Origin of the sequence: Runella sp. SP2, assembly GCF_003711225.1 — a bacterium.
Classification (GTDB): domain Bacteria; phylum Bacteroidota; class Bacteroidia; order Cytophagales; family Spirosomataceae; genus Runella.
Window position 1 is genome coordinate 4,349,019 of the sequence record NZ_CP031030.1, and the last position, 16,141, is coordinate 4,365,159.

At 46.2% G+C, this 16,141-nt stretch carries 12 protein-coding genes; 2 read left to right on the plus strand and 10 right to left on the minus strand.

Going from position 1 to position 16,141, the window contains the following annotated elements:
- Positions 1-23: 23 nt before the first annotated feature.
- From surE to DTQ70_RS17395, 8 genes are all read right to left on the minus strand, one after another.
- Positions 24-800 carry a 5'/3'-nucleotidase SurE gene (gene surE, locus DTQ70_RS17360; protein WP_122931980.1) on the minus strand — a complete coding sequence of 259 codons (777 nt, stop codon included), beginning with the start codon at positions 798-800 and terminating at the stop codon, positions 24-26.
- A 65-nt stretch (positions 801-865) separates the two neighbouring features.
- Entirely contained in the window at positions 866-3,154 is a 2,289-nt protein-coding gene (locus DTQ70_RS17365) for a glycosyl hydrolase family 95 catalytic domain-containing protein (RefSeq protein ID WP_206019533.1), read from the minus strand.
- A gap of 274 nt (positions 3,155-3,428) precedes the next feature.
- Positions 3,429-3,953: a hypothetical protein gene (locus DTQ70_RS17370; RefSeq protein ID WP_122931981.1), complete on the minus strand. Its 525-nt coding sequence runs from the start codon at positions 3,951-3,953 to the stop codon at positions 3,429-3,431.
- A 31-nt stretch (positions 3,954-3,984) separates the two neighbouring features.
- A complete protein-coding gene (locus DTQ70_RS17375; RefSeq protein WP_122931982.1) occupies positions 3,985-4,455 on the minus strand; it encodes a hypothetical protein in 471 nt (156 codons plus the stop codon).
- A 16-nt stretch (positions 4,456-4,471) separates the two neighbouring features.
- Positions 4,472-5,623: a hypothetical protein gene (locus tag DTQ70_RS17380; RefSeq protein ID WP_122931983.1), complete on the minus strand. Its 1,152-nt coding sequence runs from the start codon at positions 5,621-5,623 to the stop codon at positions 4,472-4,474.
- Positions 5,624-5,768: 145 nt separating this feature from the next.
- Positions 5,769-6,407 (minus strand): response regulator transcription factor, encoded by a 639-nt coding sequence (locus DTQ70_RS17385; protein WP_122934458.1) that lies wholly within the window; start codon positions 6,405-6,407, stop codon positions 5,769-5,771.
- A 64-nt stretch (positions 6,408-6,471) separates the two neighbouring features.
- Positions 6,472-8,676, minus strand: coding sequence for a tetratricopeptide repeat-containing sensor histidine kinase (locus tag DTQ70_RS17390; protein ID WP_122931984.1), 2,205 nt, complete (start codon positions 8,674-8,676; stop codon positions 6,472-6,474).
- Between the two features lie 139 nt (positions 8,677-8,815).
- Complete coding sequence (locus DTQ70_RS17395; protein WP_122931985.1) at positions 8,816-10,261, minus strand: sulfatase; 1,446 nt, start codon at positions 10,259-10,261, stop codon at positions 8,816-8,818.
- 275 nt (positions 10,262-10,536) lie between these two features.
- Between DTQ70_RS17395 and DTQ70_RS17400 the strand changes: the two genes are divergently transcribed.
- Both DTQ70_RS17400 and DTQ70_RS17405 read left to right on the plus strand, forming a co-directional pair.
- Positions 10,537-12,654 (plus strand): alpha-amylase family protein, encoded by a 2,118-nt coding sequence (locus DTQ70_RS17400; RefSeq protein ID WP_122931986.1) that lies wholly within the window; start codon positions 10,537-10,539, stop codon positions 12,652-12,654.
- 90 nt (positions 12,655-12,744) lie between these two features.
- Positions 12,745-14,274: a sulfatase gene (locus tag DTQ70_RS17405; protein WP_122931987.1), complete on the plus strand. Its 1,530-nt coding sequence runs from the start codon at positions 12,745-12,747 to the stop codon at positions 14,272-14,274.
- Between the two features lie 132 nt (positions 14,275-14,406).
- Here the strand turns inward: DTQ70_RS17405 and DTQ70_RS17410 are convergent, their stop codons facing one another.
- Positions 14,407-15,813, minus strand: a complete 1,407-nt coding sequence (locus DTQ70_RS17410; RefSeq protein WP_122931988.1) for an NAD(P)(+) transhydrogenase (Re/Si-specific) subunit beta — start codon at positions 15,811-15,813, stop codon at positions 14,407-14,409.
- Positions 15,814-15,825: 12 nt separating this feature from the next.
- A complete protein-coding gene (locus DTQ70_RS17415; protein ID WP_122931989.1) occupies positions 15,826-16,134 on the minus strand; it encodes an NAD(P) transhydrogenase subunit alpha in 309 nt (102 codons plus the stop codon).
- Positions 16,135-16,141: the final 7 nt, after the last annotated feature.

Genomic DNA, 16,141 nt, shown 5'->3' on the forward strand with positions numbered 1-16,141 from the left:
TGTATCTTTCTTTATAGGTTAGACTAGAATTGCCATTGCTGCATGAGCTTCATGGTTTCGTAGGCTGTTAAATCATATTGGCACGGAACTACCGATACGTAATTGTTTTCTAGTGCCCACTCGCACGTATCTTCCTGACCTGCGTCGAAATTTACGAAATTGCCTGATAGCCAAAAATAGCTACGGCCGTGTGGGTCTTTTCTTTTGTCAAATTCTTCTTGCCATTTGCCGTTCGTTTGGCGACAAATACGTACTCCCTTCAATGCTTCCTCCGATTTTTTCGGAAAATTAACGTTGAGCGCTACCCCTTTAGGTAGTCCGTTGGCAAGAACATTGCTGGCAATCTGTTTTACGAACGACCTAACGTGCGAAAAATCCGCGTCAGAGGCAAAGTCGCAAAGCGAAAAACCAATCGAAGGAATTCCTTCGATGGCTCCTTCAATCGCCGCCGACATTGTCCCTGAGTACAAGACACTTATCGACGTGTTAGAGCCGTGATTGATACCACTTACTACTAGGTCGGGAGTACGGTCTTTAAGGACGTAGTGCTTGCCTAGTTTCACACAATCGGCAGGAGTGCCGCTACATTCGTAGGCTTTTACGCCTTCAAAAATAGGAGTGGCGTGTAGCCGAAGAGGTTCGCCAATGGTGATGGCGTGTCCCATGCCCGACTGAGGGCTATCGGGGGCTACGACCACTACTTCTCCTAGCTCTTGCATTACTTCTACTAACGTCCTGATTCCTAATGAGGTAATACCGTCGTCATTGCTGACCAATATAAGTGGTTTTGGGGAATACATATTCAATAATCGCTCGTTTAAAGGCTGGCAAAGTTACGGACAAATCGTCATATTTTTATGCTGGCCTATTCGTAGCCATTTTTCAATACTATCTTTCCCCCTTTTTGTGCTACTATTTCAATTTCGGTTTCATCAATGGGTTTCACAATCATTCCTTGTTGTACTTTTACAAGATGTGTTTTAAAAGGAAGTTTCAAGCGAGCCACGCCGCCTTTTTCTGAGTACAGCTGAATTTCATCTACGTTTCCGCCCGTCCGAGTGGCACTTACCAAAAACGCCCCCTCCGCACGAAGGTCACGAAATGACGCCTCCGTCCAATCAGCAGGGACGGCGGGAAAAACGTTGATGGTACCCGAATAACTTTGTAAAAGCATTTCTTGAACTCCCGCCGCAAAGGCAAAATTCCCTTCTAAGGTAAACGGACGGTATGTGAATTTGGACAAACCCGATTTGGTTTGGTCGCCGTTGGCATGAAACGAATTAGGCAAGCAGAAAGCCGAGGCAAACGTTCGGAGGGTTTTTGCCGCCCCTGCGCCATCTTTAGCACGCGCTTTTAGGCTGCCTAGCCAAGCGTAGGAGTAGCCGCACCACCAATCGGGGCCGATGGAATCGAGCAAGGCTATGCTTTTTTTGATGATTTTTTGGTCGCGTTCGCCCTTTTCCCACTGAATATCACCCAACGGATGAATCGCCATCATGTGCGAAAAATGGCGGTGCGATTGCGCATACGCCAGCGACGGAGAAACCTTCAATTCCAAACTGTCCGACAACGCATAATCGGCCATTTGTTTGTTCAGTTTTTTCCAACGGGCTACGTCCTGCGTCAAATTTAGTTCGGTGGCCAATTCTTCGGCTTTGCCAAACGCAAAACGCATCAGCGACAAATCGTAATTGGTATTTTCCGAAAACCACGCCGTTACTCGGTTGTCGTTGATTTCGGGGCTGGAGCCTATCGGCAGTTGGCGTTTCCAATCGTCGTTTAGAATGGTATTTTTTTCAAGAAAAGTGGCTACTTGTTTAAACCACGGATACGCTCGCTCCTGCAAAAAACGGCGATCCATGCTGTAGCGCCACTGAAGGTAAAAATGCTGCGACAACCAAGCCGACACCGTTGGCGAAAAAGAATACTGAATCCAACCTCCCATAGGCACCCCTGTAAGTGTGGTCACGCCTGGGACATTAATTCCGTCGGTTTGATAAAACCACTTGGTGTATTCGCGGTACGCCGCGCGATTGCCGTCGAGGTGGTCGAGGTAGCCCATTGCTTCGTCGAGGTGGTTGGAGGCATAGCTCGGCCAGTAACTTAGCTGGGTGTTGAGGTCATGGTGAAAATCCCCTTTCCACGGCGGAAGGCGGCCATTGTCGGCCGTCCACACGGCTTGCAGCGAAATGGGCGGCGCTCCTTTGCGGGCCGTACTGCCAAATTTGTATTGTTCGAGGTAGTATTGTTTTTCGAGCAGTGGGTCGGGCAATTTGAGGCTTGATTTTCCCCAAAAATTTTTCCACCAACTCAAGTGCGGAAGCATCGCTTTTTCGTACGACATCGCCGTGGCCGTCAGTTCATTGGCAGGTGTTTTAGGCTTGTTGGGGTAGTGCGCCGAAATACTCCACACACCTTCCCACGTTTTGTCGGCCACTTCTTTCCAACGGACACTTACTTCGTATTCAAAATCGCCCCAACCTTTTTGGCGGTACGTAGCCGACTTTGAGTTTTGTTTTACTTTCCCTTGTTTATACCCCAACCGTGCCAAATCGTCGCCAGCTACCGAACCGCCAGCTGTTTTGTCCACTTCGCCTTCGTATTTGGGGGCTAGCAGCTGAATATCAAACTCTTTAACGCCTTCCAACCGAAAATACCCAAACGGCAAATTGGCATGAACAAAAGAGGTAAGGCGCGCTCCATTCGCCCATTTTACTTCTGCCACCGCCTGTTGAATGTCCAGACGCGCACTGGTTACGGCGCCCCATTCTTTAGCAGCTATTTCGAAGGCTGCTCCAGGGATTTTGCTGGGGGCAGGTTCTTTTTCGTAGGGTACGTCACCGTATTCCTGAACTGTTTTGTAGTTATTTTTCTTGATTTGTTCTTGAACCCACTTGTAGGTAAACTCAGGCTTTTTCATGCCTTCCATTGGGCGTAAGTCCCAAAGTTCGGCATGGTCGAGCGAAAAACGTAGCTTATCGTCTTTTTGCCAAATCAACTCTCCCACAAAACCATTCCCCAACGGCAATGCCTCGTCCCAACGCGTCGGAAGTTTATCAAAAACAAGGTCGTGGCTGGCCGACACTTGTGCCGAAATAGTGGTGTGTAGGCTACCCATCAGGAAAAGTAGCAACCCTAAAAAGCGTTTGGACATGGGTCAGAGTTTATGCTAAAAGTGACTTCAACGCCCCAATTTACCAAGCAATGCCCAATTTTTTACATTAGAAAAATATTAAAGCGTTTCAAGTGACTTAACGAGGTTTTGAGAAACCTCTGTTTTCGGTTAGGAGTAACCGAAAACACTCGCTGTAATTAACCGAAAGCACTTGCTATGAGTAACCGAAAACACTCGCCACCACCTATGCTCGGTTATCAACAAAAAAGCGCCGAGGTGGTTTCCTCGACGCTTTTTACAAGGCTGAATCGCCTTAGTCTTGCGGATGTTTCGTCATCGAATTGTTAGACGCCTTCGAATCGTCATTTTTTGTGTTATTATCACTCAAAATATCTGGCTCATATACAATAATTGCCTTGTACTGAGGAGGAAACTCATCGCTTGGCTTGAAGGTGGGGCGCTCGTACGAAAAACTAAAAGAGGCATTTGCATTTAGGTTTTGAAAGGGAAATAGCTTTACCATTTTTCGATTTGTGCTGCTATATTCCTCCCAAAGCTGAACATTTTGCTGGTTGCTTCCGCTTTCATAATTCATTAAACCCAAGTTTTTGACGGTGACTGTAACACGCATTTTGTCGCCTGTATTAAGTTTTAGAAATGAAAAACGGATGTCATCAATGGCAGGGTCAATAGTACCTAAGCGACCTGAGTTGGCTCCCCGAATCGCCGCAGCAGAGGGGTCGGCGAGTTTAGGCTGAATCTGGCTCGTTTGAGAAAACACTGCAGAAGAAACTGCCAAAAGTGCTATGAGAATGTAAGAAAAAAATGAAGGTTTCATGGAAGTAGTTGTTATTAAAAGTAAAGAAAATTCAGGAACGAGGAGTTAACACGCGCGGCTTAACAGTGAAGCGAATCGAACGGCTGCAATTTCCATCACGCCCTGTGACTGACCTTCCCGTTGCCATCAACATGACATCGTAGGTTTCGTTTACATTTCGAAAAGTATATCGAAATTCGTTGCTCGTAGAAGTCTGATTGTAAAGCACTTCATTCCGACTATTGGTAATATACAGTGAGAAATGCCCCTGACAACCCGAACGCACTGGCAGTGTAGGTATAATAAACTGTACGGGTTGTGTGGGGCTGGGCGGCAATTCTAAATCTCGTGAAATCATGACGCCAACAGTGCCATAAATTGCCTTAGAACCCAGCATAAAGTTGGAGGTAACAGCCTCAGAAAAGCAGCGACAAATACGGCTATCGGGCGACTGAGCTACGGCCTGGTTGTTTTCTAAAAACAACCCTACTACGGCACAAACGAGGGTGATAAGATATTTCATGTCTGATTAGGGAGCTTTAGCGAAAAGTAGCTTCAAAAGGGCGATTATTTCCATCAAATCGTACCAACGGGCGGCCTGTCTGAGCAAATACAACACGCTCTTGGTCACTGCTTTTGGCTACCACCCGAAGCAAATCGACGTTCCAATTATCCCCTCCTATTCCTCCTCCAAAAGTGGTTTGGAGCATCACACATTTGATTTGGCTCAATGGAGCTGCACGGCGAAGGGTCAGCGGTACATTTTCGGTATAATTGTCCATCCAACGGACATTTTTATTGATATTGGCATACACATCCGTTGACCCATCGGCATATTTTACAATCACATTGACATTGTCATTACCGCCACGCAAGTCGTCGCCACCTGTGCCTATTTCAATCAGTAATTGGCGCACCAATCCATCGTTGGCCAGAGGGGTTGGAGAAATGACAGGTGGACGCACAGTTGTATATTTTTTATCTACGAAGTACGTGAGCCACTTATTCGCTGGACGTTCTTGATAGTAGTAATTTTGGGCGGCAACATTGACGCGCAGCGTCTGTGTTTCGTTCGGATAATTGGGATCATAGATAAAGATTTTAAAATCTTCTTTATTATCGCCCAAATCCCCTCTGTAACGTCCCAAATCATACCCTATAGCCAAGACCTGATGATGAGGGCCTACCCCGCCATTTCCGCTTTTAAATAACCCTAGTGGAACTGGGCTTCCTGAGCGCATCATTTCGACCAATTCTTGTATCCTGCCACCATTGGTTCCTTGCAGCCCCCAGTTAAAAAATTCATTGGTACGCCAGCCAAATGGATTAAAAATCAGTTCGGCCCACTTATCGGAATTTGAGCTACCGTTGACGTTGAGTAAAGTAGAGTTATTTTGTCTCGCCAAAATATACTGGTGCAAAGTTGTACCCGAAGCAGGGCGGTGGGTTTGGGCTGGAATAGGCTGGTTGTTTTTGTAATAATCGAGTGCCGAATAAACCATCCCTCCGCACAGACCTCCAAAGCGAGGGCCATTAAGACCCGCAATTTGAATCTGGGTTTGAAATTCGTTGGAAAACTTAAAACCATGCTTGCTGGGGTCAAACGTAGTACGTCTCTCTTGAGCGTGAACTCCTGCTGTCATGATTACAAGTCCTAATGCGAGCGATAATAATGTTGTTAGCTTTTTCATGATAATCAATAAGTTATGTTGAATTGATGGGTCAAAGGTAGTGGGTCAACGCACGCTCGTCAATTACCCTTTTGGGTGATTTTTAAAACCAAAAAGCCGCCGAGGATAAGTTCCCCGACGGCTTTTTAGCATAAGTTTATGTATGTTAAACGGCTACAATTTTTTCTTTGAGGGCTTTGGCCACAGCCTCCGTTCCGCACGACACGTGGAGTTTGGTATAAATGTTTTTGAGGTGTTTTTTAACGGTATCTAATGAAATAAAGCACTCCGCAGCAATCATTTTATAGCCGTTGCCTTTGATGAGTAATTGTAAAATTTCTTTTTCACGCTCCGACAAATTGTAATCTGGCGCTGGTTTTGATGCCTGTCGGAAGTAGTGAAAAATCTTGTTGGCTACTTGAGGACTCATGGGGGAACCGCCCTCCATTGCTTCTTGCAAAGCCGCCATGAGGCGCGCGGGAGGCGTATGTTTGAGTAAATATCCATCAGCACCTGCACAAATACACTCAAAAATTTGCTCATCGTCATCAAACACCGTAAACATGATGATTTTGGTGGCTGGGCGTACTGCTTTGATAGCTTTAAGACCTTCAACACCACTACGTCCAGGCATATCGATATCCATAATGACCAGATCGGGCTCATACAAGAGAACTTCTTCTGCCGCACGCAAGCAGTTTTCAAACGCAGCTTTGACGCTAAAAAACATTCCATCGTTCAATAGTAATTGAAGCGACTGGCGAAGTTGGTTGTTGTCTTCGAAGATGAGGAGTGAAGTTGCCATTTCACAAAAATAGTGGACTTCGATGGGATTGTAAAGTACCCTTTTGGGTGATTTTTGTTTGCGGTTATACTTCCATGGTAAGCTCAATTGAGGTACCTCTGTGCGGTTGAGAAGAAATCATAAACTTACTTTTGAGCAAGTCGGCACGGTGCTGCATGTTGTTAAGGCCATTTCCTTTACGAATGGTATTCATCTCAAATCCAATTCCATTGTCTTCTATTCGCAAATGCAACACATTTCCTGTCACGGCAAGCTTTATCTGCGCCTTGGTGGCCTTTGAATATTTCACTAAATTGTTGATGGCCTCTTTATATACCAAATAAAAGTCTCGCCGCTTGTCCATCGGAAGTTTAAAGTGGCTCACGTCTTCTGGGAATTCCAATTGGTAAAGAATCGAAGCTCCATCGAGCATATCAGCGGCGTAGCGGCGCATCCGAACCAACAAGTTTTGAATATCGTCATATTGTGGATTAATGTTCCACACAATATCTCCCAAACTTTCGCTGATTTGTTGAATACTTTCCCCTGCTTGCTGAAGGTATTCTTGGGCCTGAGTTGGAACAGAAAGTGTCCGTTTGGTTAGTTCATTTAAAATATTAACGTTGGTCAGTGATGAGCCTATTTCATCATGTAAGTCTTTTGAAATGGTGTTTCTGACGGCCAGAAGCACTTCTTTTTCTTGGAGTTTTTTGCGAAGCTGATAACGGTTAAATAAAATCCAGGCAAGCAACATCGACAGCAGCACCAGCCCTGCTCCCACCATCTGAATCATCTGTTGGCGTTGAAGCTGCCGTTCTTTCAGTTCTTTATCTTTTTGGCTAAGTTCCAATCGCTGACGAGCCAACTGAAGTTCTTGTTCCTTGTTTTTAGTAATCAAAAGTTGTTTTTCGAATAACTCCTTTTGTCGAGAAAAAATGGCATCTCGGAGCTTTTGTTGCTGGGTAAGGAGTTGAATTTTATCTTCTTTCCGTTGAGCTTCCAGTTTATCCCCCACAATAATCGCCTTTTGTTTTTCTATTTCTAGCTGACGAATGAGTTTTTCGGTATTCAGCTTGGCTATTTCAAAATCCTTCCGTTCCGATTCATATTTTACCTGCAAATCTGAAATATTCTTTTTTAACTGTATGCCCTCTAAGCTATCTTTTAGTGCGTGGTATTGGGCCGAATGTAGGTACGCATTTTTAAAATCGTTGACCTTGGCAAAGTAGGAAGACTGGCTCAAATATACATCGCGCAAAATATCTTTTCGTTGAAGCGAATCAGCCAATCGCTCTGCCTCTCTATAATACCGAACCATCTGATCATTATGCTGCATTTTTGCGCAAATTTCGGCAGCAATACGGCTTTTAGCCGCCGCACTAGCCAAGTCGTTTGTAGCTCGGCTTAAAGCAATCGATTGCTCAATCGCCTCTAGCGCTTCTGGGTATTTTTGCTGACGTTCAAGCAACAAGGCCAAATTTTGGTATGCTTGCACTAGGTGCTTTTTTTGCCCATTGATAGTTGCATATTTGACAGATTTTTGACGATAAATCGTTGCCGAATCTAGTTGGTTGTAAGCTGAATACATGGTACTCAAGTTACCTGTTACCGTAGCCAAGCCCAAAACATTGTTGTTTTTTGCGTGAACTCGCAAGGCTTCTTTGGCGTACTTGATAGCCTCCTCTTTGTTCTCAAGTCGATAGAAAGCATTGGCAAGATTGCCTGCCGAATTAGCCCAGCCATGCAAATCCCCGAGCTGTTCGTGCAGTTTCATGGCTTTAAAGTACCAATTTGCTTCTTGTTCGCGCTGGTTTTGTTTTCCTGCCAATACCCCCAAATCATTGTACAATACCGCCGTATAGTTAGACGGTTGTTTGTCAAAATAAGTAGTAAGCGCCTTTTGAAAAAACTGTTCTGCTACGGGTAAATCATTGTTATACATCCAATATTTACCCTGTTGTAACTCTGCCAATGCAAGCATGAAGGGGTCATTGAGTTGTGTGGCTATGCGGGTTCCTATCTGCCAATATTGCCGCACATCGGTATTGGGCGTGTGTTCTACTAATAAAAAAGCGATTTTTAAATTAGCCCAACCTTCACCGCGCAACATCGCTGTTTGTTGGCTCAAAGACAACGCCTGCTTTGCCAAAAGTAATGCTTGTGACACCTCCTCAGCCGCGTCTGCGGCATTGAGTAATCCATAAATCTTGAGCGAATCTGCTTTGGTATAGCGCTGTGCATTAAGTACCAATGAAAATGTAAGCCACCAAAACAACCAAAGGTATTTCATAGGAGAAGGGGCTTTACCATGAGCTCTAAACAAAGTTAACAAAAATCCATGCACGTTCAACACTTAACGAGGTTTTGAGAAACCTCGGTTTTCGGTTAGGAGTAACCGAAAGCACCTGCTGTGAAAAACCGAAAACACCCTACAACCGATTTTCACCTTTCCAAGCAGTAATGGAATTTCGGAAGGGTTTCTCGGCGTCGTAATTGGGGTTGGGCGATGGAAATCTTGCACCCGTCTCCGACTGCCAGCGCTGGAGTTTTTTTCGTAATTGTGCTGCTAATTGGGGTTTTTCAGTCACAAGATTGTGTTGCTCCGATACATCGTCACGGACGTTGTACAACTCCCAACGGTTTTCGCCCAAAAATTCAATCAGTTTGTAATCTCCTGCCATCACGGCTCCCGTAGGCGGGCGTTGGGGCGTATGATAATGCGGATAATGCCAATACAACATGCGTGTTTCTTTGGAAGGCTTCCCTTTCAACGTCGGGACAAAACTTTGCCCGTCCACGTCCTTTTTCTTAGCCAATTGCGCCAATTCGAGGAGCGTAGGCACATAATCAATGCTAGCCACCACGTCTTGCGGCGTAGAACGCGGCGTAGTCACCCCAGGATAGCGCACCAACAACGGCACTCGAATTCCCCCCTCATAATAAAAACCTTTACCTTCGCGCAGGGGGGCGTTACCATCTACTTCTACCAAACCACCGTTGTCCGACGTAAATACCACAATTGTATTTTCGCGCATTCCCAACTCGTCCAGTTTTTTTAAGATTCGACCTACACTTTCGTCCAAACTCTGAACCATAGCAGCATAGATAGGATTAGGCTTACTGAGGCCCAACGTCTTTTTCTTTTCCTCGTATTTTTTAACGTAATCGGGTTTTCCTTGCAATGGAGTGTGCACTTGATAATAACTCATATTGAGAAAAAACGGCTGTGGACTATTGGCATGTTTTTCAATCAACTTCAGCGCATGGTCAGTCAAAAAATCGGTAAGATAATCGCCTTCTTTCCCACCTTCGGGCAAGAATTTGACGGAATAATCGGCCGTAGGTGTTACGTTTTTGTAAGGATAAAAATACGAACCAGGCTGCCCTTTTGAATGCCCTCCGATATTGACATCAAACCCCCGATTGTGCGGCCAAAACTCGTCGGTTTCTCCCAAATGCCACTTACCGACGTGGTAGGTGGCGTACCCGTTTTTATGTAATATTTCGGGCAAAATTTCTTCCTCCTTCGGCAATTCGTAGCACATTTTGGCCGTCTGAAACTTGGCATAGGGATACACCACCCCTGGAATCCAATCGGTGATTTGGAGGCGGGCGGGGTATTTACCTATCATGATAGACGCCCTCGTGGGCGAGCAAACCGCACAAGCAGCGTAAGCCCTTTTAAACTGCGCTCCATCGGCAGCCAATTGATCGAGATTGGGGGTTTCGTGAAACGTATTCCCGTAACATCCCAAATCAGCCCAACCGAGGTCGTCGGCCAACATAAAAACGATATTGGGTGCCTTGCGCGGTGCTTGAAACGCGCACAAAGCGAGTAGCGAAAGAGCGATGCTTACAAAAAATAGCTTTTTCATAAATAGTTTGTAAAAACGACTAGGTCAGACGACAGTCAGACCGACAAACAACGAAGTGGCCTATTAAACGGTCTGACTACCGTCTGACCGAATGCACGACAGTCAGACCGACAAACAGGTCAGACGACAGTCAGACCGAACGCCGTCAGACCGACAAACAACGAAATGACCTATCAAACGGTCTGACTACCGTCTGACCGAATGCAATACATAAGCAAGAGTTAGGTAAACGTTACCCATAAAATGCTTTGAGAAATGATTAACCCCTCCTTTCAATGTTAAAATCAGTTACTTTTTGCCTGTTTTTTATTTTGTGTAGTTGTCTAAGCTTTGCCCAAAAAGCGGGCGCATGGCCTACCGATTTGCCTTGGTGGAAGCGCAATAACCTACGCGTCATCCAAACCAACTTACCTGCTTACGAAGCCGCTACCCTCAATGCCGACTCGCTGCTGAAAGATTTGGAAGCTTGTTCCGCCAATACATTACTTATCAATGCAGGGGGAATTATGGCGTTTTATCCCACCAAACTACCCTTCCATTACACCAACCCTTACATGAAGGGCAACATGCTGGGCGACGTCGTTGCCCGTTGTCATCAAAAAGGCATCAAGGTCATTGTTCGGTTTGATTTTAGCCGCGTTCATGAAAGCATTTTTAAAGCGCATCCCGACTGGTGTTACATTTCCCCCAAAGGCGAACGAATCATCAATACCGATATGTATGTGGTGTCCATCAACGCGCCTTACGTTCAGGAGTGTGCTTTTAAAATCATCGAAGAGGTCATCGACAACTACCCCATCGACGGTATTTTTCTAAACATGCCTGGGTACCAAGTCAACAATCCGTACGAAGGCAAATACCACGGCATTGATCAAAACGAAGCCGATAAAAAGCGATTTGCCCAATACAGCAATGGCCTGTCGCTGCCTGTCGAAGAAAACAAAGCCGACCCCGTTTTTCAAAAATACCTCGCTTTTAAAAAATTTACGGTGGAAGATTGGTCAGAGCGACTGCATAGATTGGTAAAATCCAAGAACGAGCAAATCGCCATTTGCACCTACATGGATCGTTTCGTGGATATCATTCGACACGAGTCGCAAACCAACAGCTTGCCATATTGGCCTTACTCCGCCTCCGACAACGTGGGCAACGCCATTAACTCTTTCCCAAACCACATCATCAGTAATAGTAGCATTCAGCAAATCTCGTTTCAGTCGCGCTACAACGCCGTCGAGCCTGAGGAAGTAGCCATTCGTTTGTACGAAAACATTGCCAATGGCTCGGGCCTCGACATCAGCATGATGGGCGACATGCGCGGCTACGAGGACGAACGAAATTACGGAGTCATCAAGAAAATATATGCCCACCACAAAAAGTACGAGCCTTATTTTGGAAACTATAAATCGGTGGCCAAAATAGCCGTGGTCGCGCCTGGCGCATGGCCTAGCGGCAATCCCATGCAAGAATATCGCGGCATTCAGCTCATGCTACGCGAAGCACATTTGCCTTTTGACATCGTCGAAGACGCTCAAATTGAGCATTTAGCCGCCAAAATAAAGGGTTACAAAGTGGTGATTTTGCCCGACATCACGTATTTGAGCAAAAACGCCATTGAGGTATTGAAAGAAGCTGTAAAACAAGGAGTTCACCTCATTGCCACCAATCAAACGATGTTTGATAACCCAGCGGCTTTGCAAGAATTGTTTGGGGCAAAAATCATCAACAAAGACCACGAAGGCAGCGGCTTTTACCTTGCTCCCGACAACAAACAGGTTTTCAAACGTTTTGCCCAACAAAAAATGGTGTTTTGGAAATTTAACTTGGGACTATACGACTTCTCGGACACCGACCAACGATTACTACCCATTCTTTCCAAAGGTCGCCCTGGTCCACCCGAAATCATTGGAGGTCACGACCCTACGGGGTATTTTGCGATGGGGGTGAAACAACATGCACGGAGTAAAGCTGTGCTTTTGCCCATCAACCTCGGTAAGCTTTATTATTTGCACGGGTACGAAGAACACAAAAATATTCTCCTCGACGCCCTCGATCTCGTTTATCCCGAGTCAGCTCAATTCTTGCAAACCAATGCCCACGAACGCGTAGAGGTGATTTTGAAAGAATACACTAAAAACATTCCTGCAAACAGAAACAAATCGGTTTCCGATGGCCTGATTTTGCACTTGGTCAACATTACTGGTTTTAGTGGAAATACGTATTTCGCTCCTCTCCCCATTTCTAACCTGAGCTTTCGGATTCAAACGTCGTTCAAGCCTTCCAAGGTTTTTTCGATGGTAAACAAAGAACCCGTGGTATATTCGTGGAAAAACGGATTGCTCGAATTGAAGCTTTCTAAGTTAGCAGATTTTGAAGGAATTGTGATTGATAAATAGCCCGCTCGGGTAAAGGGTTGCTCACAACCCGCTCGAAAGAAACATAGAGCAACTCGAAACTATAAAACCGTAAACACCAAACCGAAAAACATGAAAAAAACCTTCCTCACCGCTCTGGCTTTTGGACTGACCCTCGGAATGGGACTTCTGTCATTTAAGCCCAAAGACAAGCGACCCAACATCCTGATTTTGTTTTCGGATGACCACGCTTTGCAGGCCATCAGCGCCTACGGCAGTCCCTACATCAAAACCCCTAACATCGACCGCTTGGCTAAAGAGGGGGCGTTGTACCAAAATATGTTTTGTACCAATTCCCTCTGCGCCCCTAGCCGAGCTACGTTGTTGACGGGAAAATACAGCCACAAAAACGGCCACCGCGACAACCTCACGAAGTTTGACGCAGGTCAACCGATGTACCCCAAACACCTCCAAGCCGCTGGTTATCAAACGGGTTGGATTGGCAAATGGCACTTAGAAGCTACACCCCAATACTTCGATTATTGGTCGGTGTTGCCTGGGCAAGGTGCTTATTATAACCCTGATTTTATCGAAATGGGTGGCAAAACCGTTCGTCAAGAAGGATACGCCACCGATGTCATTACCGAAAAAGCGCTTCATTGGCTCGACCAAGACCGTGACCCATCGAAGCCATTTTGTTTGGTGATTGGCCACAAATGTCCGCACCGAAATTGGCAACCTGACACCACCGATTTGCGGGCTTTTGATCACGTGAAGTTCCCTCTTCCTAAAAGTTTTTACGATGCCTACGAAGGTCGGATTGCCGCCAAACGCCAAGACATGACCGTGACCAAAACCATGCGTTTGAAAGAAGACCTCAAAGTGGACGCGGGCAACGACCCTTTTGTAAAACGCATGAACCCCGCCCAACGCAAGGCGTGGCTCGCTTACTACGACCAAGTCACCGCCGATTTTAAGAAGCAAAACCTGTCGGGACGGGCGCTTGATGAGTGGAAATACCAACGGTATATGCAAGATTATCTGGGAACTCTCCTTTCGCTCGACCGTAACGTGGGTAAAGTACTTGATTATTTGGACAAAAAAGGCTTAACCGAAAATACATTGGTGGTGTATTCGTCCGACCAAGGTTTTTATTTAGGCGAACACGGCTGGTTCGACAAGCGATTTATGTACGAAGAGTCGCATCATATGCCGATGCTGATTCGCTACCCAAAACGGATCAAAGCTGGTACCATCGACCAAGCCATTCATAACAATACCGATTTTGCCCCTACCATTTTGCAAGAAGCTGGGCTAAGTGTCCCTGCTGATATGCAAGGTCAATCCTTTTTTAGCAAAAAAACGCGTAAATCGACCTATTACCACTATTACGAATACCCCGCCGAACACAGCGTTCAGACGCACTTTGGCATCCGCACCGACCGTTATAAATTGATTCGCTTTTACAAAGACGGCGAGTTTTGGGAGTTGTACGACCTCCAAAAAGACCCCGAAGAAATGAATAATTTGTACGGCAAACCTGCCTATCAGAAGGTTCAAAAACAACTTACGGCCGACTTAAAGCAACTCATTCGACAATACGACGATACTGAAGCAGCCGCGATTTTAGCCAAAGAAGAGGCAAGTCAACTGTCCAAATAGCTTATTTTTTGACCCGCTGATGGCGCAGATTAGTAAGGGCGCAGATTTCCGCTGAAGGCAATGAGCATAAAAAAGCAGGCAATTCGGTCGAATTGCCTGCTTTTTATCATTACTTAAAACTCGCCCAAACCGTTAATCCATGCCCTTCAATTCTGCTACCACTTTGGTGATAGAGTCTTTGGCATCCCCAAACAACATCATACAGTTGGGGTAATAAAACAGTTCGTTGTCAATACCAGCGTAACCCGCCGCCATCGAACGCTTACTGACAATCACCGTTTTGGCTTTGTCGGCGTTCAAAATGGGCATTCCGTAAATTGGGCTGGCGGGATTGCTGCGGGCAGCGGGGTTTACAACGTCGTTGGCTCCTACGACAAACACGACATCGGTGGTTGCAAACTGGTCGTTGATTTCTTCCATTTCCACCAACTTATCGTAGGCCACGTTAGATTCCGCCAAGAGCACGTTCATGTGCCCAGGCATCCGTCCTGCTACGGGGTGAATCGCGTATTTTACCTCCACACCGCGCTGTTCGAGCAAGGCTTCGAGTTCGTGAATCACGTGTTGCGCCTGCGCCACTGCCAAACCATAGCCTGGCACTACAATCACTTTTTGGGCGTAGTTCATCATAATCGCCACGTCAGAAGGCGTACTGCTTTTCACGGCCCCGCCCGTTGTGGCACTTCCACCGCCAGCGGCAGCAGCGCTACCACCGCCAAACGAGCCAAAAATCACGTTTGTAAGGGAACGGTTCATGGCATTACACATCAAAATCGTAAGCAATGTACCTGCCGAACCTACCAAAATACCACCCGTGAGCATCACTTGGTTATCGTACAAAAACCCGCCAAAAGCCGCCGCTACCCCCGTAAAAGAGTTGAGAAGCGAAATCACGACGGGCATATCGGCGCCTCCAATTGGTAATACAAAAAGGACTCCATAGGCCAATGACAACGCAAAAACGGTGTAAAGTAACGTCGCACTTGGATGCCCCAACGCAATGTAAACCGTCAGTCCTAACGTAGCTATCAACAGCAGCAGCGTAAGGACGTTTTGCGCAGGCAAGCGGAAAGTTTTTTTCATAATTTCCTGCAACTTGGCATAGGCGATAATACTTCCCGAAAACGACACGCTACCAATCACCAGCCCTGCCACAATCGTCAGGACGGTGGCGGGAGAAGCATCCTCGTGCAGGTGTCCAAATTCGACCAACGAAATAAGCGCCGCACAAGCGCCCCCCATCCCGTTGAAAAGGCTCACCATCTGCGGCATGGCCGTCATTTTTACTTTTTTAGCCGAAATCCAGCCGATGATCGTTCCAATGGCAATCCCGCCGAAAATCCAGCCGTAGTTGCCAATGGGCTCGCCTTCTTCGTTGGTATGCATAAAAATAGTACCTAAAATAGCAATCGCCATCCCTGCCGCTGCTAGAAAGTTGCCGTTACGGGCAGTTTTAGGCCCCGAAAGCATTTTTAATCCTACGATAAAAAATACCGAGCCCAAAAGGTAAATAAGGTATAACCAATATTGTTGTATCATTTCAGTTGACGGTTACTTTTTCTTTTTAAACATTTCTAACATACGGTCGGTGACGACGAATCCCCCAACGACGTTGAGCGTTCCGAGAATAACCGCCAAAAAGCCGAGTAACAACGCGGGCCAGTTACCTGCCTCGGCATGACCCATGACGATTATCGCCCCGATGATAACCACCCCGTGAATGGCATTGGCACCCGACATCAGTGGGGTATGCAGGGCCGAGGGGACTTTGGAAATCACCTCAATCCCCACAAAAATGGAGAGAATGAGGATGTAGATAAGCTGTATGTTTTCGCCAATAAATGTGATGATTGCGTCCATAGTTTGA

Coding starts and splice junctions, on each gene's coding strand:
- DTQ70_RS17390 (WP_122931984.1), bottom strand. CDS start 8,676: ATGAAATACCTTTGGTTGTTTTGGTGGCTTACATTTTCATTGGTACTT.
- DTQ70_RS17410 (WP_122931988.1), bottom strand. CDS start 15,813: ATGATACAACAATATTGGTTATACCTTATTTACCTTTTGGGCTCGGTA.
- DTQ70_RS17370 (WP_122931981.1), bottom strand. CDS start 3,953: ATGAAACCTTCATTTTTTTCTTACATTCTCATAGCACTTTTGGCAGTT.
- DTQ70_RS17395 (WP_122931985.1), bottom strand. CDS start 10,261: ATGAAAAAGCTATTTTTTGTAAGCATCGCTCTTTCGCTACTCGCTTTG.
- surE (WP_122931980.1), bottom strand. CDS start 800: ATGTATTCCCCAAAACCACTTATATTGGTCAGCAATGACGACGGTATT.
- DTQ70_RS17415 (WP_122931989.1), bottom strand. CDS start 16,134: ATGGACGCAATCATCACATTTATTGGCGAAAACATACAGCTTATCTAC.
- DTQ70_RS17365 (WP_206019533.1), bottom strand. CDS start 3,154: ATGTCCAAACGCTTTTTAGGGTTGCTACTTTTCCTGATGGGTAGCCTA.
- DTQ70_RS17380 (WP_122931983.1), bottom strand. CDS start 5,623: ATGAAAAAGCTAACAACATTATTATCGCTCGCATTAGGACTTGTAATC.
- DTQ70_RS17375 (WP_122931982.1), bottom strand. CDS start 4,455: ATGAAATATCTTATCACCCTCGTTTGTGCCGTAGTAGGGTTGTTTTTA.
- DTQ70_RS17385 (WP_122934458.1), bottom strand. CDS start 6,407: ATGGCAACTTCACTCCTCATCTTCGAAGACAACAACCAACTTCGCCAG.
- DTQ70_RS17400 (WP_122931986.1), top strand. CDS start 10,537: ATGTTAAAATCAGTTACTTTTTGCCTGTTTTTTATTTTGTGTAGTTGT.
- DTQ70_RS17405 (WP_122931987.1), top strand. CDS start 12,745: ATGAAAAAAACCTTCCTCACCGCTCTGGCTTTTGGACTGACCCTCGGA.